Source organism: Thauera propionica (assembly GCF_002245655.1).
Classification (GTDB): domain Bacteria; phylum Pseudomonadota; class Gammaproteobacteria; order Burkholderiales; family Rhodocyclaceae; genus Thauera; species Thauera propionica.
Window position 1 is genome coordinate 88,309 of sequence record NZ_NOIH01000002.1, and the last position, 24,796, is coordinate 113,104.

A 24,796-nucleotide genomic window follows, 5' to 3' on the forward strand; every position below is an offset into this window, starting at 1 on the left:
CAGGAACAGTGCTACACCGGCCGACGTGCCCTACAATACCCTTGTTTCTCATTAGGCAACATTCGTTTCTTTTTTGAAAACATACGCCCCCGCCTCCGACCTGCTCTTCCCAAACCAGTACCGGCGCAAGGTGTTGGGACTGTTGCTCATGCGGCCCGACCAGCAGATTCATTTACGCGAGCTTGCAAGGATGATCGGGGCCGCACCGGGAACACTGAAGAAGGAGCTGGATGCGCTTTGCGAAGCGGATTTGCTGCGTGCCGAGCGCACCGGCAACCAAGTGCGGTTCTGTGCAAACACCGAACATCCCGTATTCCCCGAGTTGCAGGCCTTGATCAGAAAGACGATAGGTCTTGCCGACACCCTGAGGCTGAGCTTGGCCCCGCTCGCCGACCGGATCGACGCAGCCTTCATCTTCGGCTCCATGGCCAGCGGAACTGAAAACGCCAGTAGCGACATCGACCTCATGGTGGTCGGCAATGCCAGCTTCGCCGAAATCGTCGATGCGACCTACGAGGCACAACTCGCGCTAGGGCGCGAGATCAATCCCAAGGTGATGAGCACGCGCGAGTGGCAGACGAAGAAGGCCGAGCGCAACGCCTTCCTTCAGGACGTGCTGCACAAGCCCCGGATCATGCTGATCGGAAACGCCGATGCCCTCTGACGCTGCTCTCGAAAACCTCGCCCGCATCGGTCAGCTGGACAAGGTGCCGTTCTCGCAGGATCTGATGACCAGGATGCTGGCGACCGCACGAAGCAGACTGACTGATGCCCAACGCAACGAGAACAGCACGGAGACCCGCTTCGACTGCGCTTACACCGCGATTCGTGCGATCGCGGACGCAGCATTGCTGGCGCACGGTTACCGGACCTCTACGAGCAAGCCCGGACACCACCAGACGACGATTCAGTGCTTGACGCACACGCTCAGCGTGAGCGTTGGCATCGTGCGGGTACTCGATGCGCTCAGGAAACAGCGAAACCTCAGCGACTACGATGGCGAATCGATCACCGAACAAGCCCTGACGGAGTGCATCGATCAAGCATTGCGCCTGCAGGAGCTCGCTGTGGCGAAGCTCCCTGGTGCTGGGACGTGACTCGAAGGTAAAAATGATGCACTTCGACAACGTACTCTTGAGGAAGACCGGGGACCGCCCCCGATTTGCCCCTACGCGTTGCAAAGGACCGTAAAAAGACTATATTCAGTCCCATCTAGCCTCCGGATTGCAGCCATGCGCTACTCAACACAGGTCAAACCCATAAGCTACCTCAAGGCCCATGCGGCCGAGGTGCTGGTTCAACTAGCCGAATGCCGGGAGCCCTTGGTGATCACCCAGAACGGTGAAGCCAAGGCGGTATTGCAGGACGTGGCAACGTTCGAGGAAACGCAAGAGACCTTGGCCCTTCTGAAGCTCTTGGCGCTGGGCAACCAGGAGGTCACGGCAGGCAAGGTCAGACCAGCGACCGAGGTCATTTCCCGCCTGCGCTCGAAGCGAGCCAGCGCGGAGTGAGGGAGTCGTCCTCCACGTTCGAGGTCTTGCTCACCGAAGGCGCCGAGCAGGACCTCGAGTCGATCTACGACTACATCGCCCAGTTCGACTGTGCAGCGAGCGCTGACTACGTACTCGACCAGCTTGGCAGCGTCATCGAAAGCTTGGCAACGTTTCCCGAGCGCGGCAGCCATCCCAAGGAATTGCTCGCGCTCGGCATCAAGGAATACCGGCAGACTTCGTTCAAGCCGCATTGGGTGATCTACCGCGTCATAGGCAGGCAGGTTGTCATCTACGTGATCGCCGACGGCCGGCGCGACATGCAGTCGGTGCTTGCGCGAAGACTGCTCAGGGGCGGCGAGCTGCGCTGAAGCGCTGCTGAAAAGCCATCTGCTCGAAACCAGGAATATGACCTTATGACCCGCAAAGGCATCATCCTCGCCGGCGGTTCCGGCACCCGACTCCACCCGGCCACGCTGGCCATCAGCAAGCAATTGCTGCCGGTGTTCGACAAGCCGATGATCTACTACCCGCTCAGCACCCTGATGTTGGCGGGCATCCGGGACATCCTCATCATCTCCACGCCGCAGGACACACCGCGCTTCCAGCAGCTGCTCGGCGACGGCGCGCAGTGGGGCTTGTCGCTGCAGTACGCCGTACAACCCTCGCCGGACGGCCTGGCGCAGGCCTTCCTGATCGGCGAATCCTTCCTGGCGGGCGGCGACTGCGCGCTGGTGCTCGGGGACAACATCTTCTACGGCCACGACCTGCATCGCCTGCTCGACAGCGCGATGGCCCAGCGGGACGGCGCCACCGTGTTCGCGTATCACGTTCAGAACGCCGAGCGCTATGGCGTTGTCGAGTTCGATGCGCGGGACCGCGCACTGTCGATCGAGGAAAAGCCGGCTCAGCCGAAATCAAACTATGCGGTAACGGGGCTCTACTTCTACGACGGGTCGGTGGTCGATCGCGCAAAGCGCCTGCGCCCCTCGGCACGGGGCGAACTGGAGATCACCGACCTCAACCGTCTTTATCTGGACGACGGCGCGCTGCAGGTCGAGATCATGGGGCGCGGCTACGCGTGGCTGGATACCGGAACGCATGAATCCCTGCTCGACGCGAGCCAGTTCATCGCCACGCTGGAACGCCGCCAGGGGCTCAAGGTGGCCTGCCCGGAAGAGCTCGCCTACCGCCAGGGCTGGATCGACGCGACGCAGCTCGAACGCCTGGCCCTGCCCCTGGCCAGGAACGGCTACGGCCAATACCTGCTCCGTCTGCTGACCGAGCGGCCCTACTGATGCAGGCCACACGACTCGCGATCCCGGATGTGATCCTGCTCGAACCCAGGGTATTCGGCGACGATCGCGGCTTCTTCATGGAGACTTTCAACCAGCGCGACTTCGAGGCCACCACCGGCTTGCGGCCTCACTTCGTGCAGGACAACCATTCACGCTCGCAGCGAGGCGTGCTGCGCGGCCTGCACTACCAGATCCGGCAGCCGCAGGGGAAGCTGGTACGGGTCGTGGGCGGTGAGATCTTCGATGTGGCCGTCGATCTGCGGCGGCGTTCCCCAACATTCGGCCGCTGGCTGGGCTGTGTGCTTTCTGCGGACAACAAGCGGCAAATGTGGATCCCCGAGGGCTTCGCGCACGGCTTTCTCGTGCTCAGCGAATCCGCCGACGTGCTCTACAAGGCAACGGACTACTACGCCCCGGCGCATGAACGCTGCCTGGCGTGGAACGACCCGAGCGTCGGCATCGAGTGGCCACTGGAAGGCATCCAGCCCCTGCTGTCCGCGAAGGATCAAGGCGGCCTTCCACTGACCGACTGCGACACGTTCGACTGAACTCAGCCCGGCGCCGTGGCCAGCCAGCCAAGAGGGGAGCTCAGCCCCCCTCGCGGATCCGCTCGATCAGCCCGGTCGTCGAATGCCCTTCGACGAAGCCCAGCACCTTCACCTCACCGCCGGCACGGCGTACGCATTCGCCGCCCGCGATCTGGTCCGGCGTGTAGTCTCCGCCCTTGACCAGCAGGTCGGGGAGCACTGCGCAGATCAGGCGCTCGGGCGTGTCCTCGGCGAAGGGCACGACCCAGTCCACGCAGCCCAGCGCGACCAGCATGCGCAGGCGGTGGGGCAGCGCATTGACCGGGCGACTGTCGCCCTTGAGGCGGCGCACCGAGTCGTCGTCATTCACCGCGACGATCAGGCGGTCGCCAAGGGCGCGAGCCTGTTCCAGGTACTCGATGTGACCGGGATGCAGGATGTCGAAGCAGCCGTTGGTCATCACGACCCGTTCGCCGGCCTGGCGCGCGGCGCGCACGGTCTCGATCGCCTGCGCCTCGCTCAGCACGCCAGCGGAGGAATCGCTGCTCGCCACCGCTTCGGCAAGGTGGGCATCGACATGGGCGCACCATATGTGGCCGACCATGATGTGGCATTCCTGGATGTGCGCCGTCTCGGCCACGCCGATCGTCACCGCCAGGTCCACCAGCTCGCGCAGCTTGCCGCCATCGCGCCCGAGCAGGCCGACGACCTGCACGCCACGTCTCCGCGCCGCCTCGACCGCGGCGATCACGTTGGGACTGTTGCCGCTGGTGGAGATGCCGACCAGCACGTCGCCCGGCTGGCCGAGGGCCTCGACCTGGCGCGCGAAGACGTCGTTGAAGCCGTAGTCATTGCCGACCGCGGTGAGGATGGAGGTGTCGGTGGTCAGCGCGATGGCCGGCAGGCCGCGACGCTCGGCGACGAAACGGCCGACGAGTTCGGCGGCGATGTGCTGCGCGTCAGCCGCGCTGCCGCCATTGCCGCACAGCAGGACCTTGTTGCCGCGGTTGATCGCGGCGCTGATGCACTGCGCGGCAGCCTCGACCGCCGGCTCGATGGCACGCAAAGCGTTGACGGCGGCGAGGTGCTTGTCGATGTACTGTGAGATGAAACTCATGGCGTCTCTCGCGTTTGGCCCGGGGGTGCGGTCGGGCCGGAGCAGTTGAATCGGGGAAGATGCTAGCACGCCGGATTTCGACGGGTCGCTATCGGGGTCATTGACGCAGCGGGGCTCAATGCGCCTCATCCCAGTTGTCCCCCGCCCCCACCTCCACCAGCAGCGGCACCTTGAGATCTGCCACGCCGCCCATCAGCCTGGGCAGTTCGGCGCGGATGGTATCGAGCTCGGCCTTCGGCACCTCCAGCACCAGTTCGTCGTGCACCTGCAGCACCAGCTTCGACTTCAGCCCCGAGCCCGCCAGCCAGTCGCTCACCGCGATCATCGCCTTCTTGATCAGGTCGGCGGCCGTGCCCTGCATCGGCGCGTTGATCGCCGCGCGCTCGGCGGCCTGGCGGCGGCCGGCCTGGCTGGCGCGGATGTCGGGCAGGTAGAGGCGGCGGCCGAACACGGTCTCGACGAAGCCCTGCTCGCGCGCCTCGACGCGAGTGCGCTCCATGTAGTCGGCGACGCCGGGGTAGCGGGCGAAGTAGCGGTCGATCCAGCCCTGCGCCGCGGCGCGCTCGATGCCGAGGTTCTTCGCCAGGCCGTGCGCGCTCATGCCGTAGATGAGGCCGAAGTTGATCACCTTGGCGTAGCGGCGCTGCTCGCTGGTGACCTCCGCCGGCGGCACGCCGAAGACCTCGCCGGCGGTGGCACGGTGCACGTCCTCGCCGTGGGCGAAGGCTTCGAGCAGGCGGGCGTCGCCCGACAGGTGGGCCATGATGCGCAGCTCGATCTGCGAGTAGTCGGCCGATACGATGAAGTGGTCCTTCGGCGCGATGAAGGCGGCACGGATGCGGCGGCCTTCCGGCGTGCGGATCGGAATGTTCTGCAGGTTGGGCTCGGCGCTCGAAAGCCGGCCAGTGACGGCGGTGGCCTGCGAGAAGCTGGTATGCACCCGGCCGGTCTTCGGATTGACCATGCGTGGCAGCTTGTCGGCGTAGGTGCTCTTGAGCTTCGACAGGCTGCGGTGTTCGAGCAGCAGCTTGGGCAGCGGGTAGTCCTCGGCAAGCTTTTCCAGCACCTCCTCGTCGGTGGAGGGCTGGCCGGTTGCGGTCTTCTTGACCACCGGCAGGCCGAGCTTGCCGAACAGGATCTCGCCGAGTTGCTTGGGCGAACCGAGGTTGAAGGGCTGGCCAGCCAGGTCATGGGCCTCGCGCTCCAGCTCGTGCAGGCGGCGGCCGAGTTCCTCGGAATGCTGGCTGAGCAGGAAGGGATCAATCAGCACCCCGGTGCGTTCCATCTGCTGCAGCACCGACAGCACCGGCAGCTCGATGTCGCGGTACAGCGCGGCAAGCTGCGGCACCGCTTCGAGCTGCGGCCACACTTTTCGATGCAGGCGCAGCGTGACGTCGGCGTCCTCGGCAGCGTATTCGGTGGCGCGGTCGATGGCGACCTCGTCGAAGCCGATCTGCTTGGCGCCCTTGCCGCACACCTCGGTATAGGGGAGGGTCGTCAGGCCGAGGTGGCGCTTGGCGAGCGAATCCATGTCGTGCGGCTTGTCGGACTCCAGCACGTAGGACTCGAGCAGCGTGTCGTGGGCAATGCCGCGCAACGTGATGCCGTGGTTGGCGAGCACGTGGGCGTCGTACTTCAGGTTCTGGCCCAGCTTGGCGTGATAGTCCGATTCCAGCCAGGGCTTGAGCTTGTCCAGCACCTCGGCCAAGGGCAGTTGCACCGGCGAGTCTGCCGCGCGATGCGCCAGCGGCAGGTAAGCGGCTTCGCCCGGCTCGGTCGAGAAGGACATGCCGACCAGTTGCGCGACCATCGGGTCGAGGCTGGTGGTTTCGGTGTCGAAGGCGGTGAGTTCGGCCGCGGAGATCTTCGCCAGCCAGGTGTCGAAACTTGCCCAGTCGAGAATCGTGACGTAGCCGCCGCGATGCGCCCCCGACTCGCCCGGCGGATCGTCGGCCACCTCGGCCGGCTCGGCGGCGAAGCGGCGGCTGTCGGTCGCCGCCTTCGACACCGCGACGCTCGCCGCGCCGCCGTCCAGGTCCTTCAGCCAGCCGCGAAACTCGAAGCGCTCGTACAGCGCGCGCAGCGCCGCCTTGTCGTCCTCGCGTGCCGGCAGCTCGTCCAGCGCGACCGGCAGTTCAACGTCGGTCGCCACCGTCACCAGCTTCTTGCCCAGCGGCAGGAAATCCAGGTGCTTGCGCAGGTTCTCGCCCACCTTGCCGCCGACCTTGTCGGCGTTGGCGACCAGGTTGTCGAGGGTGCCGTACTCGGTCAGCCACTTCACCGCGGTCTTGGGTCCGCACTTTTCCACGCCCGGCACGTTGTCCACCGTGTCGCCGACCAGCGCCAGATAGTCGACGATGCGCTCGGGCGGCACGCCGAACTTCGCTTCGACGCCGGCGGCATCCAGCACTTCCTCGCTCATCGTATTGACCCACCGCACGCCGGGGCGCACGAGCTGGGTGAGGTCCTTATCCCCGGTGGAGATGACGACTTCCCAGCCGCGCTCGAGCGCCTGACGGGTGAGCGTGCCGATGACGTCGTCGGCCTCCACGCCCTCCACCGACAGCAGCGGCCAGCCCTCGGCCTGCACCGCTTCGTGCAGCGGCGCGATCTGCGCGCGCAGGTCGTCGGGCATCGGCGGGCGGTGCGACTTGTACTCGGGATACCAGTCGTCGCGGAAGGTCTTGCCCTTGGCATCGAACACGCAGGCGCGGAATTCCGCCTTGTAGTCGCTTTCCAGCCGACGTAGCATCGAAAGCACTCCCCGGATTGCCCCTGTCGGCTCGCCCTGCGAATTGCGCAGGTCGGGCAGCGCATGGAAAGCGCGATAGAGATAACTGGAGCCATCGACGAGCAGCAGGGTCGGCATCGTGGAAAATCCTTGCGGGGAAACCGCGTGGGCAAGGCCGCACTCCAACCGACGTGGGCGCCCGACGCACAATCAAGAGAACAACATGACCGCGAAAGAAAAACTCCCCCGCAGCGTGCCCGACAGCACCGCGCCGCGCTACAACGCGCGCGAGTCCTGGCGAATCTTCGGAATTATGGCAGAGTTCGTCGAGGCGACCGAACGGCTCGCCGCGATCCGCCCCGCCGTGTCGATCTTCGGCAGCGCGCGCACGCCGCCCGACCACCTGTACTACATACTCACCGAGCAGATCGCCCGCCTGCTGTCGGATTCGGGCTTCGCCGTCATCTCCGGCGGCGGCCCGGGCATCATGGAAGCGGCCAACAAGGGCGCCTATTTCGGCAAGAGCCCGTCGGTGGGTCTCAACATCCAGCTACCGCTGGAGCAGAGCGCGAACCCCTACCAGGACATCTCGCAGACCTTCCAGCACTTCTTCGCGCGCAAGTTCATGTTCGTGAAGTTCGCCGCGGCCTATGTCGTGATGCCCGGCGGCTTCGGCACGCTCGACGAACTGCTCGAGGCGATGACGCTGGTGCAGACGAAGAAGAGCCGCCGCATCCCGATCATCCTGGTCCACCGCCCGTTCTGGCAGGGCCTGCTTGACTGGCTGCGCGACCGCCTGGTCGCCGAAGGCATGATCAGCGCCGAGGATCTCGACCTCGTGCAGGTCATCGACAAACCCGAGGAGGTCGTCGAGGCCATCTTCAAGCACTACGAGCGCCGCGGCTTCCAGCCCCTGCCGGCCGAACACGAGATGATGCTGAACCTGTGAGCGCCGCCATCGGCGTCCCTCTGACCGGCAGATCGGCACCGGCACAGCCTTGCGCGGCTTAAACCGCTAGAATTACGGCATCTCCAGGAGAACACCATGCGCCGCACCCTGATCGCCCTGCTGCTGGCCGCCACCGTCCCGGCTTTCGCCCAGCAGCCCCCCGCCCTCGAGCCCATCCCCGAGCCGCCGCCGATGCCGGCCGGCGCCGAGGCCGACGAGCCCGAGGTGACCATCGTCAAGCGTGGCGAGGACACAGTCACCGAATACCGCATCCGCGGCAAGCTCTACATGGTCAAGGTCACGCCACCGCATGGCGTGCCCTACTACCTGATCGACAAGGAAGGCAACGGCCAGATGGTGCGCCACGACGGTGCGGCCGATCTCGCCGTGCCGATGTGGGTGATCAAGTCCTGGTGAGCACACCGGCGCCGCCCCGCCTGCGCAGCTTCGCACCGGTCGCGCGCGCCGATGCGCGGGTGCTCGTGCTCGGCAGCATGCCGGGCGCGGCCTCGCTGGCGGCAGCCGAGTACTACGCGCACCCGCGCAATGCGTTCTGGCCGATCATGGGCGCGCTGTTCGGCGCCGGCCCTGCCCTGCCGTACGCCGAGCGCCTGCAACGCCTGAACGCGGCCGGCATCGCGCTGTGGGATGTCATTGCCGCCTGCGAGCGTGACGGCAGCCTCGACAGCGCCATCGCGCCCGACAGCGTCGAACCCAACGACTTCGCCCGCCTCTTCCGCGACTGCCCGCACATCGCCCACGTGTTCTTCAACGGCACGGCCGCCGAGACCGCCTTCCGCCGCCACGTGCGCGGTCGCATCGCCCTGCCGACCCTGCGTTTCACCCGCCTGCCCTCGACCAGCCCGGCGCATGCCGCGCGCGGCTTCGACGCCAAGCTCGCCGCCTGGCAGGTCGTGCACGAAGCTGCGCGCACGGCCGATCACGCGCTCGCGGCCTGAACCCTTCCAGCGTTTCGCTCCCGGAGCCCGCATGTCCGTCTTCACCCCCGTTCCCGAACCCATTCTCGCCGACTGGCTGAAGGACTACGCCGTCGGCCGGCTGGTGGAACTCAAGGGCATCTCCGCCGGCGTCCAGAACAGCAACTTCTTCGTCACCACCACGCTCGGCCGCTACGTGCTGACGCTGTTCGAAGGCATGCCGCGCGCCGAACTGCCCTACTACCTGCACCTGATGGCCCACCTCGCGCGCCACGGCCTGCCGGTGCCCGGCCCCATCGCCAACCGCCACAACGAATACCTCGGCACCCTGCAGGAGCGTCCCGCCGCGCTGGTCGTGCGCCTGTCGGGCGCCTCCGAGATGAACCCCGGCGCGGCGCACTGCGAAAAGGTCGGCGCCATGCTCGCCGGCCTGCACCTGGCCGGCCAGTCTTACGGCCGTCGCCAGGAGAACCCGCGCGGCACCGGCTGGCGCAGCGCCACGGCCGCCCTCGTGCGCCCCTTCCTGCCCGCCGACGAACAGGCCCTGCTCGACGCCGAGCTCGCCTTCCAGGCCAGCGTGGACATCGAATCGCTGCCCGCCGGCGCCATCCACGCCGACCTCTTCCGCGACAACGTGCTGTGGGACAACGACGACGGCACGCCGCGCATCGGCGGCGTCATCGACTTCTACTTTGCCGGCTACGACGCCCTGCTGTTTGACGTCGCCGTCACCGTCAACGACTGGTGCGCCCAGCCCGACGCAGCGCTCGATCCGCAGCGCACCGCCGCCCTGCTCGAGGCCTATCACGCTGAACGCCCCTTCACCGACGCCGAACGCGCAGCCTGGCCCGCCATGCTGCGCGCCGCCGCGCTGCGTTTCTGGCTGTCACGCGCGGCCGACTTCCACCAGCCGCGCACCGGTGAGATGGTGTTGGTGAAGAACCCCAACGAGTACCGCGACATCCTGCGCCTGCGCGCCGCCGGTGTGCCGCCCCTGCCGCTATGAATTCGCACCGACACCACCCGCCCCCGCCCGCCCCCGGCGACGTCGTGCCGGGCCACGCCCTGCAGTGGCTCGCCGACGGCTGGCGTCTGTTCATCAAGGCACCCGGCGTGTGGGCCATCCAGGCCCTGATCCTGTTCGTGATCCTCACCGCGCTGACGTTCCTGCCCTTCCTCGGCTGGGCCGCGGCACCGATCGCACTGCCCGTGCTGGTCGGCGGCATGCTCGCCGGCGCGCAGGCGCTCGACCGCGGCCAGACACTGCGCGTCGACCACCTGTTCGAGGGCATCCGCCGTCATGCCGGCAACCTGCTGCTGGTCGGCGTATTCCACCTGCTCGGCGCACTCCTGGCGGCGCTGATCGCCGCGGCCATCGGCGGCAGCGCCGTGCTCACCGGCATGATCGTCGGCGCGGTGCCCGGCGCGGGCGTTGCCGCGGGGGGCATGATGCTCGGCGTGCTCGTGTTCACCGTGTTGTGGGCGCTGCTGATGATGGCGCTGTGGTTCGCCCCGGCGCTGGTCATGCTGCACGACGTCGCCCCGCTTGACGCCATGAAGCTGTCGGCGCGCGCCTGCCTGCACAACCTGCTCGCCTTCCTCGTGCTCGCCACCCTGCTCTACGTGCTGGTTTGGGTGGCGATGATCCCCGCCGGACTCGGCATGCTGGTGCTGATCCCGGTGATCGCCGGTGCGCTGTATGCGGCCTGGCGCGAAACCTTCGCGCCCGCGCTGCTCGCACTGCCGTCGCCGGACGCAGTCACCGCCGACGAACCCGCCACGCCGCCCCCCGGCGACGTGCCGCCCCAGAACTGAAGACCCCCTCATGCAAGCGAACCAACTCCCCTCCCAGCGCGGCTGGGCCTGGCTGCGCGAAGGCCTGCAGCTGTGGCGCCGCAACCCGGCGCTGCTCACCTTCGCCGCCTTCGGCTACCTGCTCGCCCTGGTCGTGATCAGCGTCGTGCCCTTCATCGGCCAGCTCGCTTCCTCGCTGGTCATGCCGGCGCTGTCGGTCGGCGTGCTGAACGCCTGCCGCGCCATCGACGCCGGCCGCAAGGTCGGCCCCGACGTGCTGTTCTCGGGCTTTCGCACCAACCTGCAGGCGCTCGTCACCATCGGCGGCATCTACCTCATCGGCACCCTCGTCGTGCTCTTCCTGGTCGGGCTGGTGGACGACGGCACGCTGAGCGAAGCGCTGCGCAGCGGCGAGGTGGACGAGCAGGCCGCGGCCGACTCCAACCTCGGCTTCTCGCTGCTGGTGGCACTGCTGCTGTCGACCCCGCTGATGATGGCCTACTGGTTCGCGCCGATGCTGGCCGCATGGTGGAAGGTGCCGGCACCCAAGGCGATGTTCTTCAGCTTCTACGCCTGCCTGCGCAACTGGCGCCCCTTCCTGGCCTACGCGGTGGGGCTGCTGCTGTTCGGCGCCTTCGTCCCCGGCCTCATCATCGGCATCCTCGGCCTGGTGTCGCCGACGCTCGCCACGCTGGCGTCCTTCCCGGTACCGCTGATCCTGATCCCGGTACTGTTCGCCAGCTTCTTCGCCAATGCCCGCGACGTGTTCGGCCTGCCCGAGGGCAACGCCGCGCACGTGCTGAACCCGCCCGACAACGATGGCCCCGCCGACTGAACAGCCGGACGGCAACGGCCCGCTCGGCCTGCTCGGCGGCACCTTCGACCCGATCCACCTCGGCCATCTGCGCCTGGCCGAAGAGGCGCGCGAAGCCCTCGGACTGGCGCGCGTCCGCCTGATCCCCGCCGGCCAGCCGCCCCACCGCAGCGAACCCGGCAGCACCGCCGACGACCGACTGGCGATGGCGCGGCTCGCCGCGACAGGCAACCCCGGGCTCGAGATCGACGATGGCGAGGTCCGCGCCGAACGCAAGAGCTACACCATGCTCACACTCGAGCGCCTGCGCACCGAACTCGGCCCGCAGCGCCCGCTGGTCCTGATTCTCGGCGCCGACGCCTTCGAAGGCCTGCCGACCTGGCACCGCTGGCAGGAGATCTTCGGTCTGGCGCACATCGCCGTTGCCAACCGTCCGGGCTATTCGCCGCACGCCCGCCGCTGGCCCGCCACGCTGTCGCCGGAACTGGCCGCCGCGTGTCAGGACCGCCACACGGCGGATCCGGCCGACCTGCGGCACACCCCGGCTGGCCACGTCATGCCGTTCGACATGACGCCGCTGGCCATTTCCGCCTCGCTGATCCGCGACCTCATCGGCAACGGCCACAGCGCGCGCTATTTGCTGCCCGATTCCGTTCTCGACTATATTGGGTCGCATGGGCTTTACCGCTGAGGCGGTCACGAGCCCTTTTGTTTTTTGCTGTCCTCCCTGTTTCTGTCGTCCCTTACCCAACCAACCGGACCTGCCCCCACTTGATGGATACCCCCGCCCTGCAGCAGATCGTCGTTTCCGCCCTCGAAGACATCAAGGCGCGCGACATCGAAGTCATCGACACCTCGCGTCACACCCCGCTGTTCGACCGCATCATCGTCGCCAGTGCCGAATCGAACCGTCAGACCCGCGCCCTCGCGCGCAACGTGCACGACAAGGTGCGCGAAGCCGGCGCAGACGTCATCAGCATCGAAGGCGAGGACACCGGCGAATGGGTGCTGGTCGACCTCGGCAGCATCGTCGTCCACATCATGCAGCCCGCGGTGCGCAGCTATTACCGCCTGGAAGAGCTGTGGAACACCGCCCCCGCCTCGCGCAAGCCGGCCCACGCAGCCGCAGGCGAGTGAGTTGAAGCTCTTCGTCGTCGCCGTCGGCCACCGCATGCCGGCCTGGGTCGAGGCCGGCTTCGACGAATTCGCGCGCCGCATGCCGCGCGAACTACCGCTGCAGTTGGTGGAGGTGAAGGCCGAGCCGCGCACCAGCGGCAAGACGGTGGATGCGATGATGACCGCCGAAGCCGCGCGCATCGAGGCAGCCCTGCCACCGCGCTGCCGCCGCGTCATCCTCGACGAGCGCGGCGCCGACCTCACCACCGTGGCGCTGTCGCGCAAGCTCGAAACCTGGCAGGGCGAGGGCCAGGACGTGGCGCTGATCGTCGGCGGCCCCGACGGCCTGTCGCCCGCCTTCAAGGCCACGGCGCACGAGGCGATCCGCCTTTCCAGTCTGACCCTGCCGCACGCCCTGGTGCGCCCGCTGCTGGCCGAAGCGCTCTATCGCGCGTGGACGGTACTGCGCAATCACCCCTATCATCGCGAATAAATATTCTTTGCTGCCAACGCACCGATGAGCCCGCGCATCTACCTTGCCTCCACGAGCCCGCGCAGACGAGAGCTGCTTCGCCAGATCGGCGTGCAGTTCGACGTCCTGACCTTTCGCAGCGGCGAACGCGGCGAAGACGCCGACGTTGATGAAACCCCGCTCGCCGGCGAAGCCGTCGAGCACTACGTCGAGCGCCTCGCATTGGCCAAGGCCGAGGCGGGCGTGCGCCGCATCCAGTGGCGCAAGATGGTGCGCCGCCCGGTGCTGGCCGCGGACACCACGCTCGATCTCGATGGCGAAATCATCGGCAAGCCGGTGGATGCCGCCGACGCCCAGGCCATCCTACGCCGGCTCTCGGGCCGCAGCCATCGCGTGCTGACCGCGCTCGCCGTCAGCGACGGCGAGCGCACCCGCAGCAGCATTTCGATCAGCACGGTTAAGTTCCGCGAACTTTTGGACAGCGAGATCCGCCTCTACGTCGCCAGCGGCGAGTCGATGGACAAGGCGGGCGCCTACGGCATCCAGGGCAAGGCGGCGATCTTCATCGAGGAGATCCAGGGCAGTTGCTCCGGCATCGTCGGACTGCCGCTGTTCGAAACCGCGCAATTGCTGAAGGGCTTCGGCTATTCTCTGTAGCCTGCGCGCGATGAGCCATGCGCAAGGGCGGCCAGCGTCGAGAGACGGGCCGCCCTTGCGCATTTCCCATTGACGCAGGCTTTCATGAGCACCGAGTTCCTCATCAACTTCACCCCGCAGGAGACGCGGGTCGCGATCATCGAACAAGGCGTGGTGCAGGAGCTCCACGTCGAACGCACCGCCAGCCGCGGCATTGTCGGCAACGTATATCTGGGCAAGGTGGTCCGCGTGCTGCCCGGCATGCAGTCCGCCTTCATCGACATCGGCCTCGAACGCACCGCCTTCCTGCATGTGGCCGACATCTGGAGCGACCGCCAGAATGGCGAGCCGGCCCGGCCGATCGAGAGGATCCTGGCCGAGGGCCAGAGCCTGATGGTACAGGTGCTGAAGGACCCGATCGGCACCAAGGGCGCGCGCCTGTCGACGCAGATCAGCCTCGCCGGCCGGCTGCTGGTCTATCTGCCACAGGAAAAGCACATCGGTATCTCGCAGCGCATCGAGGACGAGGCCGAGCGCGAAGCCCTGCGCGGCCGCCTGACCGCGCTGGTGCCCGAGGACGAGCCCGGCGGCTTCATCGTGCGCACGATGGCCGAATCCGCCTCGGACGAGGAACTCGCCGCCGACATCGCCTACCTGCGCAAGCTGTGGCGCGAGGTGCAGAACAGCACAACCGGCCTGCTGCCGCCCAAGCTGCTGCACGAGGACCTCAGCCTTGGCCAGCGCGCGTTGCGCGATCTCGCCAACGAGGAAACCGCCCGCATCCGCGTCGACTCGCGGGAGAACTACCAGAAGCTCACCGCCTTCGCGCAGGAATACACGCCCAAGGTACTGCCGCTGCTCGAGCACTACAGCGGCGAGCGCCCGCTGTTCGAGCTCTACAACGTCGAGGAGGAGATCCAGAAGGCGCTGGCGCGGCGCGTGGACCTCAAGTCCGGCGGCTATCTCATCATCGACCAGACCGAGGCGATGACCACCGTCGACGTGAACACCGGCGGCTTCGTCGGTGCGCGCAACTTCGACGACACCATCTTCAAGACCAACCTCGAAGCCACCCAGACCATCGCCCGCCAACTGCGGCTGCGCAACCTGGGCGGCATCATCATCATCGACTTCATCGACATGGAGAACGCCGAGCACCGCGAGATGGTGCTCGACGAGTTTCGCAAGGCCTTGTCGCGCGACCACACCAAGATGAGCATCAACGGCTTTACCGCGCTCGGTCTGGTGGAGATGACGAGGAAGCGCACCCGCGAATCGCTCGCTCACCTGCTGTGCGAACCCTGTCCCACCTGCGGCGGGCGTGGGGAAGTGAAGACGGCACGCACCGTGGCCTACGAGATCCTGCGCGAACTGCTGCGCGAGGCGCGCCAGTTCAACGCCCGCGAGTTCCGCGTGCTCGCCGCGCCGGACGTGATCGACCTCTTCCTCGACGAGGAAAGCCAATCGCTCGCCATGCTGTCGGACTTCATCGACAAGAAGATCTCGCTGCACGCCGAGGCCAGCTACACCCAGGAACAGTACGACATCGTGTTGCTGTGAGCCCCCGTCCTGCCCCGAACCCGGCCGAGCCGCAGCCCGACAGGTTCGGCAGCCCGCTCGGCCGATACTTCGCCGCCACCCGCCCTGCCTTCCTGTCGGTGACGCTGGTCGCCTGCCTGATCGGGCTCGCCTCGGCATGGCGCAGCGGCATCGCACCCGACGCGGCCACCGCGATCGTGACGGTGCTGTTCGCGCTCGTCGCGCACGCGGCGGGCAACGTCATCAACGACTATCACGATGCCGTGAGCGGGGCCGACGACGCCAACACCGGGCGCCTGTTCCCATTTACGGGCGGCAGCCGCTTCATCCAGAACGGTGTGCTCGGCCTGCGCCAGACCGGCGTGTTCGGCTACGGCCTGCTGGCCACGGTGGTGCCCGCCGGCCTGTGGCTGAGCTGGCAGGCCGGACCAGGCCTGGTGCTGATCGGGCTGGCGGGCCTCGTACTCGGGTGGGCGTATTCGGCACCACCGCTCAAACTCGTCAGCCGCGGCCTGGGCGAACTGGCGATCGCCGCATGCTGGCTGCTGGTGGTGGTGGGCACCGACTACGTCCAGCGCGGCGCCTTCGATGCGCTGCCCTTCGTCGCCGGCCTGTCGTACGCGCTGCTGGTGGCCAACCTGCTGTTCATCAACCAGTTCCCCGACCACGCCGGCGACGCGGCGGCCGGCAAGCGCACGCTGGTCGTGCTGCTCGGCCCACAGGTGGCCAAGTGGGGTTACCTGCTGATCGCGATCCTCGCCTACGGCTGGCTCGTGGCGATGGTCGGCAACGACACCCTGCCGCAGAAGACGGCCGCGGCGGCGATGACGCTGGTGCTGTCCTTTTCCGCCGGACGCGACCTGCTGGAATACGCCTCGGAGCCGGCTGAACTCGTGCCTGCGATCAGGCGAACCATCCTCGCGGCCAACCTCCACGGCCTGATCCTCGCCGCTGCGCTGGCGTTCGGCTGAGCTGCACGGACGCCGTGAACGGTTGCCGGAAGCCTCCGCTATCTGCCTGAAGCGTCTTTTTCCTTCTCCGCCGTAGATTGCCCGTCCGTGAGGCCCGGCAAACCCTCGCCACGGAGTTGCTTGATCGTGCGTGACACAGTCTCGATGGTCAGGCCCGTGATTTCCGCAATGTCCCGGAGGCGGGGCAATACCTGACCGGCCAGGGTACGTCTGCCAACGACACCAAAACTCATGATCGAAAGCAGACGCGCAACGCGATCGGCTGCGCGCCCCGTACGCAGGGCGAGAATGTCGGCAAAACGCTGCTCCGCCCGCGCGAGTGCTTTCAGCAGACCCTCATGCCCGGGACGCTCGCCGTACTCGTTCCACGGGATGAGCGTGCAGTCGGAAAGCGCTCGCGCCGTGAACGTATAGCGCCCGAACAACAGCGTCTCCGCGCCGATGATGTCCCCGACTACGGCGAGGCTGGCAAGGGCGTCGTTGCCGTCCCCATCCTGCCCGCGGTCAAGACGGACCGTGCCGGCGACAACCCGCCACGCGCCCCCTTTCTCGCCCGCCTGATAGATGGAATAACCGCGCGGAAAATGCCTGGGCGTGTTCACGACCAGATCGGAAAGATCCCCAGTCATCCCAAACCCGTCCGATCCGCTGAACTCCACCATCCTGCGCTGCTCCATGCCACGGCGAGGCCGACGCAGCCTCGCGAAGGACGAGATTGTCCGTGTACGGCGCGCCAAGGCAAGGCCGTTCCCCCGAATGCAATCGCGATCCTTCTGAAATTTGATCCATGTCAAAAAACATGGTCGAGACGGTTCTTGCGAACGACACCATGCCGCCCGCTCCGCCCGGGCATCAGACGCCCAGATAGCGATGCCAGACCTCGCGCTGCGCATCCAGCTCGGCCGAACTGCCCTGCCAGGCGATGCGCCCGCGCTCCAGGATCAGGTTGCGGTCGGCCAGCGGTAGCAGCTTCTCGACGTACTTGTCGACCACCAGCGTGGTCTGGCCCTGCGCCTTCAGCAGCGCGAGGCAGCGCCAGATCTCGTCGCGGATCACCGGCGCAAGGCCTTCGGTGGCTTCGTCCAGGATCAGCAGGCGCGGGTTGGTCGAAAGTGCCCGCGCGATCGCCAGCATCTGCTGCTCGCCACCGGAAAGCTGGTTGCCCATGTGGTCGGCGCGCTCGGCCAGGCGCGGGAACAGGCCGTACAGGCGCTCCAGCGTCCAGGGCTCGGCCACGCCGTTGCGGCGGTCGGCGAAGGCGACGAGGTGCTCGCGCACGGTCAGGTTGGGGAAGCACTGCCGGCCCTCGGGCACGATCGCCACACCCAGGCGGGCGATGTGGTCGGCGCGCGCGGCCTGTATCGGCCGGCCGTCGAACAGGATCTCGCCGCGTTGCGGGCGCAGGCCGCCGACGATCGTCCTGATGGTCGTGCTCTTGCCCATGCCGTTACGCCCGAGCAGGGCCATGACCTCGCCCGGGCGTATCTCGAAGTCGAGTCCGAACAGCACCTGGCTGGCGCCGTAACCCGCCTCCAGGCCGCGGCAGCTGAGCAAGGGAATAGCGCTCATGCGTGCCCCTCGGTGCCCAGATAGACCGACTGCACCTCGGGATGCCCCTTCACGTGCGCCGCGTCGCCGGAGGTCAGCACGCGGCCGTACACCAGCACCGAGATGCGGTCGGCAAGCTGGAACACCGCATCCATGTCGTGCTCGATCAGCAGGATCGCCGCGTCGCGCCGCAGGCGGTCGATCAGTGCCACCATCTGCAGCGAATCCTCCGGCCCCATGCCCGCCATCGGCTCATCGAGCAGCAGCAGCTTGGGCCGCGCCGCCAGCGCCAGCGCGACGTCGAGCCTCTTCTGCATGCCGTGCGGCAGCGTGCCGGCCGGACGGTCGAGCACCTCGGCCAGGCCGACCTTGTCCGCCAGCGTCAGGGCACCGTCCATCAGCACGGTCTCGGCCTCGCGCCGCCGCAGGCAGCGGAAGCTGGAACCGGCCTGGGCCTGCACCGCCAGCAGCAGGTTGTCGCGCACGGAATCGTTGCGGAACACGCTGGTGATCTGAAAGCAGCGCGCCAGGCCGTGGCGCACGCGTTGGTGCGGGGCCAGTGCGGTGAGATCGACACCATCGAGCACGATGCGCCCGGCGTCGGCCGGTATCAGGCCGCTGATGAGATTGACGAGCGTGGACTTGCCGGCGCCATTGGGTCCGATCAGCGCGTGGATCTCGCCCGGCGCCACCGTCAGGTCGACATGGTCGGTGGCGAGCAGGCCGCCAAAGCGCTTGACCAGGCCTTCGGCCACGAACAGGCTCATGCCGCGCCCCCCTGGCGGTCGCCACGGCGCTCGAGCAGCGCGGCCAGCCCCTGCGGCGCATGGAACACGACCAACAGCAGCAGCACGCCCAGCGGCCAGTGCCAGTAGTCGGTGTGCATCTTCAGCGCTTCCTCCAGCGTCAGCCACAGCGCCACGCCCAGCGGCGCGCCCCAGCGCCGACCAAGACCACCGAGGATCACCATCACCAGCAGCAGCGCGGACTGCGTCCAGTGCATCATGCCCGGGCTGACGAAGGTGTTGTGGCTGGCGAGCAGGCCGCCGGCCAGCCCCGCAACCGCGCCGGCGGCGACGAAGCCGGCGAGCTTGAGGCGGAAGACCGGGTAGCCGAGCGCGACCATGCGGGTCTCGTTGTCGCGGATGCCGCGCAGCGCATGGCCATAGCGCGAATGCGCGACCCGACTGAAGAGTGCGAACACCCCGGCCGCGATCGCCAGCACCACCCAGTAGAAGACGTCCGGATGCGCGCCGTCGAGCCAAGGGCCCATCGCCAACGGCGTGTATAGCCCGTAGCCATCGTCGCCGCCGTAGGTGCGCAGCGATACCGCCAGGTAGTACAGCATCTGCGCGAAGGCGAGCGTAATCATGATGAAGTACACCCCGCGCGTGCGCAGCGACACCGCGCCGATCAGCGCCGCCGCCAAGCCACCGAACACCAGCGCGCCACCCCATGCCAGCCAGGCTGACGAGACGCCCGCCTCGACCAGCGCCACCACCGTGTAGGCGCCAACGCCGATGAAGCCGGCATGCCCCAACGCCGCCATGCCGCCGTAGCCGAGGATGAAGTTGAGGCTGGTCGCGGCGATGGCGACGATCAGCACGCGGCGCACGAAACCGACGTAGTACTCCAGCCCCAGCGTCGGCGCCAGCAAGGGAAAAACGGCCAGCAGCGCGAGCACCAGCCAGGGCAGGCGGCGCACCGCACCGGGAAAGCGGGTGGCGAAGGCAGGTTGCGCCACGGCGGAAACAGGATTCGTCACGACGGTCTTCAGGCGCGGGCGGGGAACAGGCCCGCGGGTTTGAGCGTGAGCACGGCCGCCATCAGCACGTACATCGCGATGCCGGCCAGCGCCGGCCCGAGATCGGCCGCCACCGAAGGCGGCAGTACCGCGCGCAGCGCCGGCGGCAGGAAGGCGCGGCCGGCGGTGTCGACCAGCCCGACCAGCAGCGCGGCAACGAAGGCGCCGCGCACCGAGCCGATGCCGCCGATGACGATGACCACCAGCGCCGGGATGAGGATGGCCTCGCCCATGCCGACCTGCACCGAGCTGATCGGCGCCATCAGCGCCCCGGCCAGCGCCGCGAGCCCGGCACCGAGCGCGAACACGAAAGAAAACACCGCCCCCACGCGCACGCCCATGAACTCCGCCATCTGCCGGTTCGAGGCCCCGGCGCGCACCAGCATGCCGACACGGGTGTTGTTCACCAGCAGGTAGAGCCCGAGCGCCACCAGCAGGCCTGCACCGATCAAGAGCAGGCGGTAGGCCGGATATGGCAGGCCCTCGAACAGCTGCACCGGACCGGCGAGCGCGGCCGGCGTCGAGGCCATCAGCGGCGCCACGCCCCAGATCGCCTTTACCGCATCGTCGGCGATCAGGATGATGCCGAAGGTAGCCAGCACCTGCACCAGATGGTCGCGTCGATAGAGGTGGCGCACCACCAGCAGCTCGAGCAGGGCCGCGACCGCCACGGTGACGAGGACCGCCGCCAGCACCGCGCCGGCGAACGAGCCGCTCGCCTCGTGCACGCGCGCGGCGACGTAGGCGCCGGCCATGTAGAGCGAGCCGTGGGCGAGGTTCATCGTGTCCATGATGCCGAACACCAGCGTCAGGCCGGCGGCGATCAGGAACAGCATCAGGCCGTAGCCGAGGCCGTTGAGCAGTTGCTCGAAGACGAAAATGGCATCCATCGGGGAGATCCGGAGGCGATGCGGCAAGGCGCGCGGCATCGCGCGGCGGGACGGACACAGGCACGGGAACGCCTGCGCCCGTCGCGCGCGGTCTTACATCTTGCAGGCGCCGACGTAGGCGTCCTGGTGCTGCTCGAGCGTGGTGCCCACCAGCTTGTTGGTGATGCGGCCGTCGGCGTCCTTGCCGACTTCGCGCAGGTAGTAGTTCTGCACCGGGAAGTTGTTGACGCCGTACTTGAACTCGCCGCGCACCGACGAGAAGCTCGGGCTCTTCAGCGCCTTCAGCACCGCCTCGCGGTCGGCAACCTTGCCGCCGACGTCACGCACCGCGGCATCCATCGCCATCAGGGTGTCGTAGGCCATCGCCGCATACACCGAGGGGTAGCGGCCGTCGTACTTCTTGCGGAAAGCGGACACGAACTCGGCGTTGGCCGGATTCTGCAGATCGTGGGTCCAGTGCGCGGTGTTGAGCACGCCGATCATCGGCTCGCCCACGGCCTGGATCACGTCCTCGTCGGCCGAGAAGCCGGGGGCGATCAGCGGGATGTCCTTCAGGCCGCCGCCGACGAACTGCTTGACGAAGTTGATGCCCATCGCGCCCGGCAGGAAGAAGAACACCGCATCCGGCTTGGCGGCGCGGATCTGCGCGATCTCGGCGGCGTAGTCGATCTGGCCGAGTTTGGTGTAGATCTCGTCCTTCACCGCGCCCTTGTACAGGCGCTTGAAGCCGTTGAGGTGGTCCTTGCCCGCCGGGTAGTTCGGCGCGATCAGCACCACGTTCTTGTAGCCCTTCTCGTTGGCGACCTTGCCGGCCGCCTCGTCGTAGGTGTCGTTCTGATACTGGGCGAAGAAGTACGGGCTGCACTTTTCGCCGGCGTAGGCGCTCGGGCCGGGGTTGGCCGACAGGTAGGGCACCTTGGCGGCGAACAGCGCCGGCCCCACGGCGAGCGCGGCGTTGGAACCGATCGGGCCGGTGAAGAAGTCGATCTTGTCGCGCTGCAGGTAGCGGGCGACGAGCTGGTTCGCCTGCTCCGGGTTGCCGCCGAAGTCGGTGCGCAGGAACTCGGCCGGCTGGCCGCCGAGCTTGCCGCCCAGCTTCTCGATCGCCAGCTCGAAGCCGTCGCGCGCCTCGGCACCGAGCGCCGCGAACGGGCCGGAAATGTCGAGCGCGATGCCGACCTTGATGTCGGCAGCGTGGGCGGCGGCAGCGCCGCACAGCGCCAGGGCGACGGCCAGGTTCTTCATCTGCAGCATTGAGTGTCTCCTCGGTTTGTATCGACAGGGGTACGGAAACGGCGCGGCATCGCAGGGATCGCCCACGATCGGTGCAATCGCGCGAATTTGCCCGATTCTAGCCTGAGCTCGATGCTCATCAGCAGGAAAATCCCCTGCACGGCGCAGGACGCAAGCTCAGGAGAGCGTGCCCTGCCAACGGTGTGGGCCCACGGCACGCCCCACCTGTATGAAATTTCACCTCGCAATGCAGGCAGCGACCGACGGCACTGGTAGACTTGCGCATCCTCATAGTGACAGCCCGCAGCCCAGGACCGCGATCATGATCGGACGCATTACCGGCACCTTGTTGGAAAAGAATCCGCCGCAGATCCTCGTCGACGTGCACGGTGTCGGCTACGAGATCGACGTGCCGATGAGCACCTTCTACAACCTGCCCGCCACAGGCGCCCAGATCAGCCTGCATACCCATCACGTGGTGCGCGAGGACGGACATTTCCTCTTCGGCTTCGCCACCGACGAGGAGCGCGCCGCCTTCCGCCAGCTGCTCAAGGTGTCCGGCGTCGGCGCGCGCATGGCGCTGGCGGTGCTATCGGGGCTGTCGGTCAATGATCTCGCGCAGGCCGTGGCGCTGCAGGAAGCCGGGCGGCTGGTGAAGATCCCGGGCATCGGCAAGAAGACCGCCGAGCGCCTGCTGCTGGAGCTGCGCGACAAGCTGGGCAAGGCACTGCCGAACATGGCCGGCGCCCGGCTCGTCGCCGCGCCGGGCGCCGCGCCCGATGCGAAAAGCGACATCCTCAACGCGCTGCTGGCGCTGGGCTACAACGAACGCGAGGCGCTGGGCGCGATGAAGGGTCTGGACGAGGCGGTCGGCGTGTCCGATGGCATCCGCCAGGCGCTGAAGCTGCTGTCGAAGGGCTAAACTGCCGCCATGATCGAGACCGACTCGCTGCGCGCCGGAAGCCCCGAGCGCCTCATCTCCGCCCAGCCCGCCGACCGCCAGGAAGACGCGATCGAGCGCGCGCTGCGGCCCAAGCGCCTCGCCGAATACGTCGGCCAGGCCAAGATCCGCGAACAGCTGGAGATCTTCATTCAGGCCGCGCGCAACCGCAGCGAGGCGCTCGACCACGTGCTGCTGTTCGGCCCGCCCGGGCTGGGCAAGACCACACTGGCCCACATCGTCGCCGCCGAGATGGGCGTGAACCTGCGCCAGACCTCCGGCCCGGTGCTCGAGCGCGCCGGCGACCTCGCCGCGCTGCTGACCAACCTCGAGCCGCACGACGTGCTGTTCATCGACGAGATCCACCGCCTGTCGCCGGTCGTCGAGGAAATCCTCTATCCGGCACTCGAAGACTTCCAGATCGACATCATGATCGGCGAGGGCCCCGCGGCACGCTCGGTCAAGCTCGACCTGCCGCCCTTCACCCTGGTCGGCGCCACGACCCGTGCCGGCATGCTGACCAACCCGCTGCGCGACCGCTTCGGCATCGTGTCGCGGCTGGAGTTCTACACGCCGGAAGAACTCGGCTTCATCGTCGGCCGTTCGGCGCGCCTGCTCAACGTCGAGATCGACGACAGCGGTGCGCTCGAGATCGCCCGACGCGCGCGCGGCACGCCGCGCATTGCCAACCGCCTGCTGCGGCGGGTACGCGACTACGCCGAAGTCAAGGCCGGCGGCCACATCACCGCCGCAGTGGCCGATGCCGCGCTGCGCATGCTGGATGTGGACAACCTCGGACTCGATCTGATGGACCGCAAGCTGCTGTCGGCCATGCTGGAGAAATTCGGCGGTGGCCCGGTCGGCCTGGACAACCTCGCCGCGGCGATCGGTGAATCCACCGACACCATCGAGGACGTCATCGAGCCCTACCTGATCCAGCAGGGCTACCTGCAGCGCACGCCGCGCGGGCGCATGGCCACGCACTCGATCTGGCAGCACTTCGGGATTGCGCCGCCACGCAGCGGCGGCGACCTGTTCAACGCCTGACACGCAAGCCGTAAACTGGCGATGCGCTCGGTTCAGGTCGTGATGTTCATGCTGTGCGTGCTCGGCGGGCTGTACCTGCTGACGCAGGCGCCGGCCTTCTTCCTGCCCAGTCGCGGAGATCCCGCCATCGGCCTGCAGTTCGACGCTGTGGCTGCTCGACTGCTGGGTGCCGGGCTGCTCGCACTGGCGGCCCTTGGCAGCCTGTATCTGCGCACGATGTACTATTCGGCGGGCCAACGCCGCCTGCCCGGCCCGGGTGAGCAGCGTCGCTACTTCGGCCTGCTGCTGCTGGCACTGGCCCTGCTGCTGGCAGCCTTGCTCAGCGCCGAGATCGGCCCGAACCCAGACTACCGGCCACGGGTACAACAGACCAACTGAAGCCGCAGTCGTGCAGCCTCACTCTTCGAGCAGCTTGCGCGCGCGATCCGCAATTTCGATGACTTCCGACAATTCGCGCGAGGTCAGCACCTTGCCGAAATGATCGAAAGCCGTTTCGGTGACGAACAGATGCCCATTGCCGCGCCGCTCGATCCAGCCAAGTTCGACCAGGCGCACGATCTTGCGCCGCACCGTCTCACGCGGCAGCCCGGTTGCGGCGGCGATCGAATAGGCGTTGCAGGGGCGCAGCGTACACGTGCGCCAGGCATCGGGGCTGCCAGGCAGGCTTTCCTCGGGACGCCCGTTGCGGCCGCCGTTGCCGTTCGCCGACGCGTGTTCGAACGCGCCAGTGTTGTGCATCGCGATCTCACCGAGCAGGATCGGCAGCAGGATGTCGCGATCGAACTCCTCGAACCAGCGCCGCAGGTTGCGGATCTCGTGGCGCATGAGCAGCAGCGCCACGGTGCGGATGGCAGCATGCGTCGAGTCGGGGGACTGCTGTTCAGTCTCGACCATTCCCTCGCTGGTCGAGCTCGCCTTGGGGGGGGCTGTGTTTGACATGTT

The 24,796-nt window shown here is 67.5% G+C and carries 30 protein-coding genes; 21 read left to right on the plus strand and 9 right to left on the minus strand.

Going from position 1 to position 24,796, the window contains the following annotated elements; translation table 11 throughout:
• Positions 1-148 precede the first annotated feature (148 nt).
• The 6 genes from CGK74_RS00800 (at position 149) to rfbC (ending at position 3,336) form a co-directional block, all read left to right on the plus strand.
• Positions 149-664, plus strand: coding sequence for a nucleotidyltransferase domain-containing protein (locus CGK74_RS00800; protein ID WP_094266742.1), 516 nt, complete (start codon positions 149-151; stop codon positions 662-664).
• On the plus strand, positions 654-1,097 hold the full coding sequence (locus tag CGK74_RS00805; protein ID WP_094266564.1) for a hypothetical protein: 444 nt from the start codon (positions 654-656) through the stop codon (positions 1,095-1,097). The genes CGK74_RS00800 and CGK74_RS00805 overlap by 11 nt, the downstream gene beginning before the upstream one ends.
• 135 nt (positions 1,098-1,232) lie before the next feature.
• The gene (locus tag CGK74_RS00810; RefSeq protein ID WP_048706766.1) at positions 1,233-1,511 is read left to right on the plus strand and encodes a type II toxin-antitoxin system Phd/YefM family antitoxin; all 279 of its coding nucleotides are present in this window, start codon (positions 1,233-1,235) and stop codon (positions 1,509-1,511) included.
• The gene (locus CGK74_RS00815) at positions 1,508-1,861 is read left to right on the plus strand and encodes a type II toxin-antitoxin system RelE/ParE family toxin (RefSeq protein ID WP_094266566.1); all 354 of its coding nucleotides are present in this window, start codon (positions 1,508-1,510) and stop codon (positions 1,859-1,861) included. The genes CGK74_RS00810 and CGK74_RS00815 overlap by 4 nt, the downstream gene beginning before the upstream one ends.
• A gap of 45 nt (positions 1,862-1,906) precedes the next feature.
• Positions 1,907-2,788, plus strand: coding sequence for a glucose-1-phosphate thymidylyltransferase RfbA (rfbA, locus tag CGK74_RS00820; protein ID WP_094266568.1), 882 nt, complete (start codon positions 1,907-1,909; stop codon positions 2,786-2,788).
• Positions 2,788-3,336: a dTDP-4-dehydrorhamnose 3,5-epimerase gene (rfbC, locus tag CGK74_RS00825; protein WP_094266570.1), complete on the plus strand. Its 549-nt coding sequence runs from the start codon at positions 2,788-2,790 to the stop codon at positions 3,334-3,336. Before rfbA ends, rfbC begins: the two co-directional genes overlap by 1 nt.
• A 40-nt stretch (positions 3,337-3,376) precedes the next feature.
• Here the strand turns inward: rfbC and gmhA are convergent, their stop codons facing one another.
• Both gmhA and polA read right to left on the minus strand, forming a co-directional pair.
• Positions 3,377-4,432: a D-sedoheptulose 7-phosphate isomerase gene (gene gmhA, locus CGK74_RS19555; RefSeq protein ID WP_094266572.1), complete on the minus strand. Its 1,056-nt coding sequence runs from the start codon at positions 4,430-4,432 to the stop codon at positions 3,377-3,379.
• Positions 4,433-4,547: 115 nt separating this feature from the next.
• Positions 4,548-7,301, minus strand: coding sequence for a DNA polymerase I (gene polA, locus CGK74_RS00835; RefSeq protein WP_094266574.1), 2,754 nt, complete (start codon positions 7,299-7,301; stop codon positions 4,548-4,550).
• Positions 7,302-7,386: 85 nt separating this feature from the next.
• Here polA and CGK74_RS00840 point away from each other — a divergent pair, with 85 nt between their 5' ends.
• From CGK74_RS00840 to CGK74_RS00895, 12 genes are all read left to right on the plus strand, one after another.
• Positions 7,387-8,112 (plus strand): LOG family protein, encoded by a 726-nt coding sequence (locus CGK74_RS00840; RefSeq protein ID WP_094266576.1) that lies wholly within the window; start codon positions 7,387-7,389, stop codon positions 8,110-8,112.
• A 96-nt stretch (positions 8,113-8,208) separates the two neighbouring features.
• Positions 8,209-8,529: a DUF2782 domain-containing protein gene (locus CGK74_RS00845; protein ID WP_094266577.1), complete on the plus strand. Its 321-nt coding sequence runs from the start codon at positions 8,209-8,211 to the stop codon at positions 8,527-8,529.
• On the plus strand, positions 8,526-9,071 hold the full coding sequence (locus CGK74_RS00850) for a DNA-deoxyinosine glycosylase (protein WP_094266579.1): 546 nt from the start codon (positions 8,526-8,528) through the stop codon (positions 9,069-9,071). Before CGK74_RS00845 ends, CGK74_RS00850 begins: the two co-directional genes overlap by 4 nt.
• Positions 9,072-9,102: 31 nt before the next feature.
• On the plus strand, positions 9,103-10,056 hold the full coding sequence (locus tag CGK74_RS00855; RefSeq protein ID WP_094266581.1) for a homoserine kinase: 954 nt from the start codon (positions 9,103-9,105) through the stop codon (positions 10,054-10,056).
• Positions 10,053-10,865: a BPSS1780 family membrane protein gene (locus tag CGK74_RS00860; RefSeq protein WP_094266582.1), complete on the plus strand. Its 813-nt coding sequence runs from the start codon at positions 10,053-10,055 to the stop codon at positions 10,863-10,865. Before CGK74_RS00855 ends, CGK74_RS00860 begins: the two co-directional genes overlap by 4 nt.
• Before the next feature lie 10 nt (positions 10,866-10,875).
• Positions 10,876-11,679 carry a BPSS1780 family membrane protein gene (locus CGK74_RS00865; protein WP_094266584.1) on the plus strand — a complete coding sequence of 268 codons (804 nt, stop codon included), beginning with the start codon at positions 10,876-10,878 and terminating at the stop codon, positions 11,677-11,679.
• Positions 11,663-12,349, plus strand: a complete 687-nt coding sequence (gene nadD, locus CGK74_RS00870) for a nicotinate-nucleotide adenylyltransferase (RefSeq protein WP_094266585.1) — start codon at positions 11,663-11,665, stop codon at positions 12,347-12,349. The genes CGK74_RS00865 and nadD overlap by 17 nt, the downstream gene beginning before the upstream one ends.
• 83 nt (positions 12,350-12,432) lie before the next feature.
• Positions 12,433-12,795: a ribosome silencing factor gene (gene rsfS / locus CGK74_RS00875; protein WP_094266586.1), complete on the plus strand. Its 363-nt coding sequence runs from the start codon at positions 12,433-12,435 to the stop codon at positions 12,793-12,795.
• Between the two features lies 1 nt (position 12,796).
• Positions 12,797-13,267 (plus strand): 23S rRNA (pseudouridine(1915)-N(3))-methyltransferase RlmH, encoded by a 471-nt coding sequence (gene rlmH, locus CGK74_RS00880; protein ID WP_094266587.1) that lies wholly within the window; start codon positions 12,797-12,799, stop codon positions 13,265-13,267.
• Positions 13,268-13,291: 24 nt separating this feature from the next.
• Complete coding sequence (locus tag CGK74_RS00885; RefSeq protein WP_094266588.1) at positions 13,292-13,903, plus strand: Maf family protein; 612 nt, start codon at positions 13,292-13,294, stop codon at positions 13,901-13,903.
• 84 nt (positions 13,904-13,987) lie between these two features.
• Positions 13,988-15,442 (plus strand): ribonuclease G, encoded by a 1,455-nt coding sequence (rng, locus tag CGK74_RS00890; RefSeq protein ID WP_094266589.1) that lies wholly within the window; start codon positions 13,988-13,990, stop codon positions 15,440-15,442.
• On the plus strand, positions 15,439-16,392 hold the full coding sequence (locus CGK74_RS00895) for a prenyltransferase (protein ID WP_094266591.1): 954 nt from the start codon (positions 15,439-15,441) through the stop codon (positions 16,390-16,392). Before rng ends, CGK74_RS00895 begins: the two co-directional genes overlap by 4 nt.
• Positions 16,393-16,430: 38 nt before the next feature.
• Here CGK74_RS00895 and CGK74_RS00900 read toward each other — a convergent pair whose 3' ends face one another.
• The 6 genes from CGK74_RS00900 to CGK74_RS00925 form a co-directional block, all read right to left on the minus strand.
• A complete protein-coding gene (locus CGK74_RS00900; protein ID WP_165770027.1) occupies positions 16,431-17,054 on the minus strand; it encodes a Crp/Fnr family transcriptional regulator in 624 nt (207 codons plus the stop codon).
• A gap of 190 nt (positions 17,055-17,244) precedes the next feature.
• Positions 17,245-17,961, minus strand: coding sequence for an ABC transporter ATP-binding protein (locus CGK74_RS00905; RefSeq protein WP_094266595.1), 717 nt, complete (start codon positions 17,959-17,961; stop codon positions 17,245-17,247).
• The gene (locus CGK74_RS00910) at positions 17,958-18,707 is read right to left on the minus strand and encodes an ABC transporter ATP-binding protein (protein WP_094266597.1); all 750 of its coding nucleotides are present in this window, start codon (positions 18,705-18,707) and stop codon (positions 17,958-17,960) included. The genes CGK74_RS00905 and CGK74_RS00910 overlap by 4 nt, the downstream gene beginning before the upstream one ends.
• Positions 18,704-19,705: a branched-chain amino acid ABC transporter permease gene (locus CGK74_RS00915; RefSeq protein ID WP_276206030.1), complete on the minus strand. Its 1,002-nt coding sequence runs from the start codon at positions 19,703-19,705 to the stop codon at positions 18,704-18,706. The genes CGK74_RS00910 and CGK74_RS00915 overlap by 4 nt, the downstream gene beginning before the upstream one ends.
• Before the next feature lie 8 nt (positions 19,706-19,713).
• Positions 19,714-20,634 carry a branched-chain amino acid ABC transporter permease gene (locus CGK74_RS00920; RefSeq protein ID WP_094266600.1) on the minus strand — a complete coding sequence of 307 codons (921 nt, stop codon included), beginning with the start codon at positions 20,632-20,634 and terminating at the stop codon, positions 19,714-19,716.
• A 93-nt stretch (positions 20,635-20,727) separates the two neighbouring features.
• Positions 20,728-21,888, minus strand: a complete 1,161-nt coding sequence (locus tag CGK74_RS00925; protein ID WP_094266602.1) for an ABC transporter substrate-binding protein — start codon at positions 21,886-21,888, stop codon at positions 20,728-20,730.
• Between the two features lie 301 nt (positions 21,889-22,189).
• Here CGK74_RS00925 and ruvA point away from each other — a divergent pair, with 301 nt between their 5' ends.
• Genes ruvA through CGK74_RS00940 form a run of 3 tightly spaced genes read left to right on the plus strand, consistent with a single transcriptional unit; the run spans position 22,190 to position 24,232 of the window.
• Positions 22,190-22,789, plus strand: coding sequence for a Holliday junction branch migration protein RuvA (gene ruvA, locus CGK74_RS00930; protein WP_094266604.1), 600 nt, complete (start codon positions 22,190-22,192; stop codon positions 22,787-22,789).
• A gap of 9 nt (positions 22,790-22,798) precedes the next feature.
• Positions 22,799-23,854 carry a Holliday junction branch migration DNA helicase RuvB gene (gene ruvB / locus CGK74_RS00935; protein WP_094266606.1) on the plus strand — a complete coding sequence of 352 codons (1,056 nt, stop codon included), beginning with the start codon at positions 22,799-22,801 and terminating at the stop codon, positions 23,852-23,854.
• 21 nt (positions 23,855-23,875) lie between these two features.
• The gene (locus CGK74_RS00940) at positions 23,876-24,232 is read left to right on the plus strand and encodes a hypothetical protein (RefSeq protein WP_094266608.1); all 357 of its coding nucleotides are present in this window, start codon (positions 23,876-23,878) and stop codon (positions 24,230-24,232) included.
• 18 nt (positions 24,233-24,250) lie between these two features.
• Here the strand turns inward: CGK74_RS00940 and CGK74_RS00945 are convergent, their stop codons facing one another.
• Positions 24,251-24,748, minus strand: coding sequence for a hypothetical protein (locus tag CGK74_RS00945; protein WP_094266610.1), 498 nt, complete (start codon positions 24,746-24,748; stop codon positions 24,251-24,253).
• Between the last annotated feature and the right edge of the window lie 48 nt (positions 24,749-24,796).

Coding starts and splice junctions, on each gene's coding strand:
- CGK74_RS00800 (WP_094266742.1), top strand. CDS start 149: ATGCGGCCCGACCAGCAGATTCATTTACGCGAGCTTGCAAGGATGATC.
- CGK74_RS00805 (WP_094266564.1), top strand. CDS start 654: ATGCCCTCTGACGCTGCTCTCGAAAACCTCGCCCGCATCGGTCAGCTG.
- CGK74_RS00810 (WP_048706766.1), top strand. CDS start 1,233: ATGCGCTACTCAACACAGGTCAAACCCATAAGCTACCTCAAGGCCCAT.
- rfbA (WP_094266568.1), top strand. CDS start 1,907: ATGACCCGCAAAGGCATCATCCTCGCCGGCGGTTCCGGCACCCGACTC.
- rfbC (WP_094266570.1), top strand. CDS start 2,788: ATGCAGGCCACACGACTCGCGATCCCGGATGTGATCCTGCTCGAACCC.
- gmhA (WP_094266572.1), bottom strand. CDS start 4,432: ATGAGTTTCATCTCACAGTACATCGACAAGCACCTCGCCGCCGTCAAC.
- polA (WP_094266574.1), bottom strand. CDS start 7,301: ATGCCGACCCTGCTGCTCGTCGATGGCTCCAGTTATCTCTATCGCGCT.
- CGK74_RS00840 (WP_094266576.1), top strand. CDS start 7,387: ATGACCGCGAAAGAAAAACTCCCCCGCAGCGTGCCCGACAGCACCGCG.
- CGK74_RS00845 (WP_094266577.1), top strand. CDS start 8,209: ATGCGCCGCACCCTGATCGCCCTGCTGCTGGCCGCCACCGTCCCGGCT.
- CGK74_RS00855 (WP_094266581.1), top strand. CDS start 9,103: ATGTCCGTCTTCACCCCCGTTCCCGAACCCATTCTCGCCGACTGGCTG.
- CGK74_RS00860 (WP_094266582.1), top strand. CDS start 10,053: ATGAATTCGCACCGACACCACCCGCCCCCGCCCGCCCCCGGCGACGTC.
- CGK74_RS00865 (WP_094266584.1), top strand. CDS start 10,876: ATGCAAGCGAACCAACTCCCCTCCCAGCGCGGCTGGGCCTGGCTGCGC.
- nadD (WP_094266585.1), top strand. CDS start 11,663: ATGGCCCCGCCGACTGAACAGCCGGACGGCAACGGCCCGCTCGGCCTG.
- rsfS (WP_094266586.1), top strand. CDS start 12,433: ATGGATACCCCCGCCCTGCAGCAGATCGTCGTTTCCGCCCTCGAAGAC.
- CGK74_RS00885 (WP_094266588.1), top strand. CDS start 13,292: ATGAGCCCGCGCATCTACCTTGCCTCCACGAGCCCGCGCAGACGAGAG.
- rng (WP_094266589.1), top strand. CDS start 13,988: ATGAGCACCGAGTTCCTCATCAACTTCACCCCGCAGGAGACGCGGGTC.
- CGK74_RS00900 (WP_165770027.1), bottom strand. CDS start 17,054: ATGGTGGAGTTCAGCGGATCGGACGGGTTTGGGATGACTGGGGATCTT.
- CGK74_RS00905 (WP_094266595.1), bottom strand. CDS start 17,961: ATGAGCGCTATTCCCTTGCTCAGCTGCCGCGGCCTGGAGGCGGGTTAC.
- CGK74_RS00910 (WP_094266597.1), bottom strand. CDS start 18,707: ATGAGCCTGTTCGTGGCCGAAGGCCTGGTCAAGCGCTTTGGCGGCCTG.
- CGK74_RS00920 (WP_094266600.1), bottom strand. CDS start 20,634: ATGGATGCCATTTTCGTCTTCGAGCAACTGCTCAACGGCCTCGGCTAC.
- CGK74_RS00925 (WP_094266602.1), bottom strand. CDS start 21,888: ATGCTGCAGATGAAGAACCTGGCCGTCGCCCTGGCGCTGTGCGGCGCT.
- ruvA (WP_094266604.1), top strand. CDS start 22,190: ATGATCGGACGCATTACCGGCACCTTGTTGGAAAAGAATCCGCCGCAG.
- ruvB (WP_094266606.1), top strand. CDS start 22,799: ATGATCGAGACCGACTCGCTGCGCGCCGGAAGCCCCGAGCGCCTCATC.
- CGK74_RS00940 (WP_094266608.1), top strand. CDS start 23,876: ATGCGCTCGGTTCAGGTCGTGATGTTCATGCTGTGCGTGCTCGGCGGG.
- CGK74_RS00945 (WP_094266610.1), bottom strand. CDS start 24,748: ATGGTCGAGACTGAACAGCAGTCCCCCGACTCGACGCATGCTGCCATC.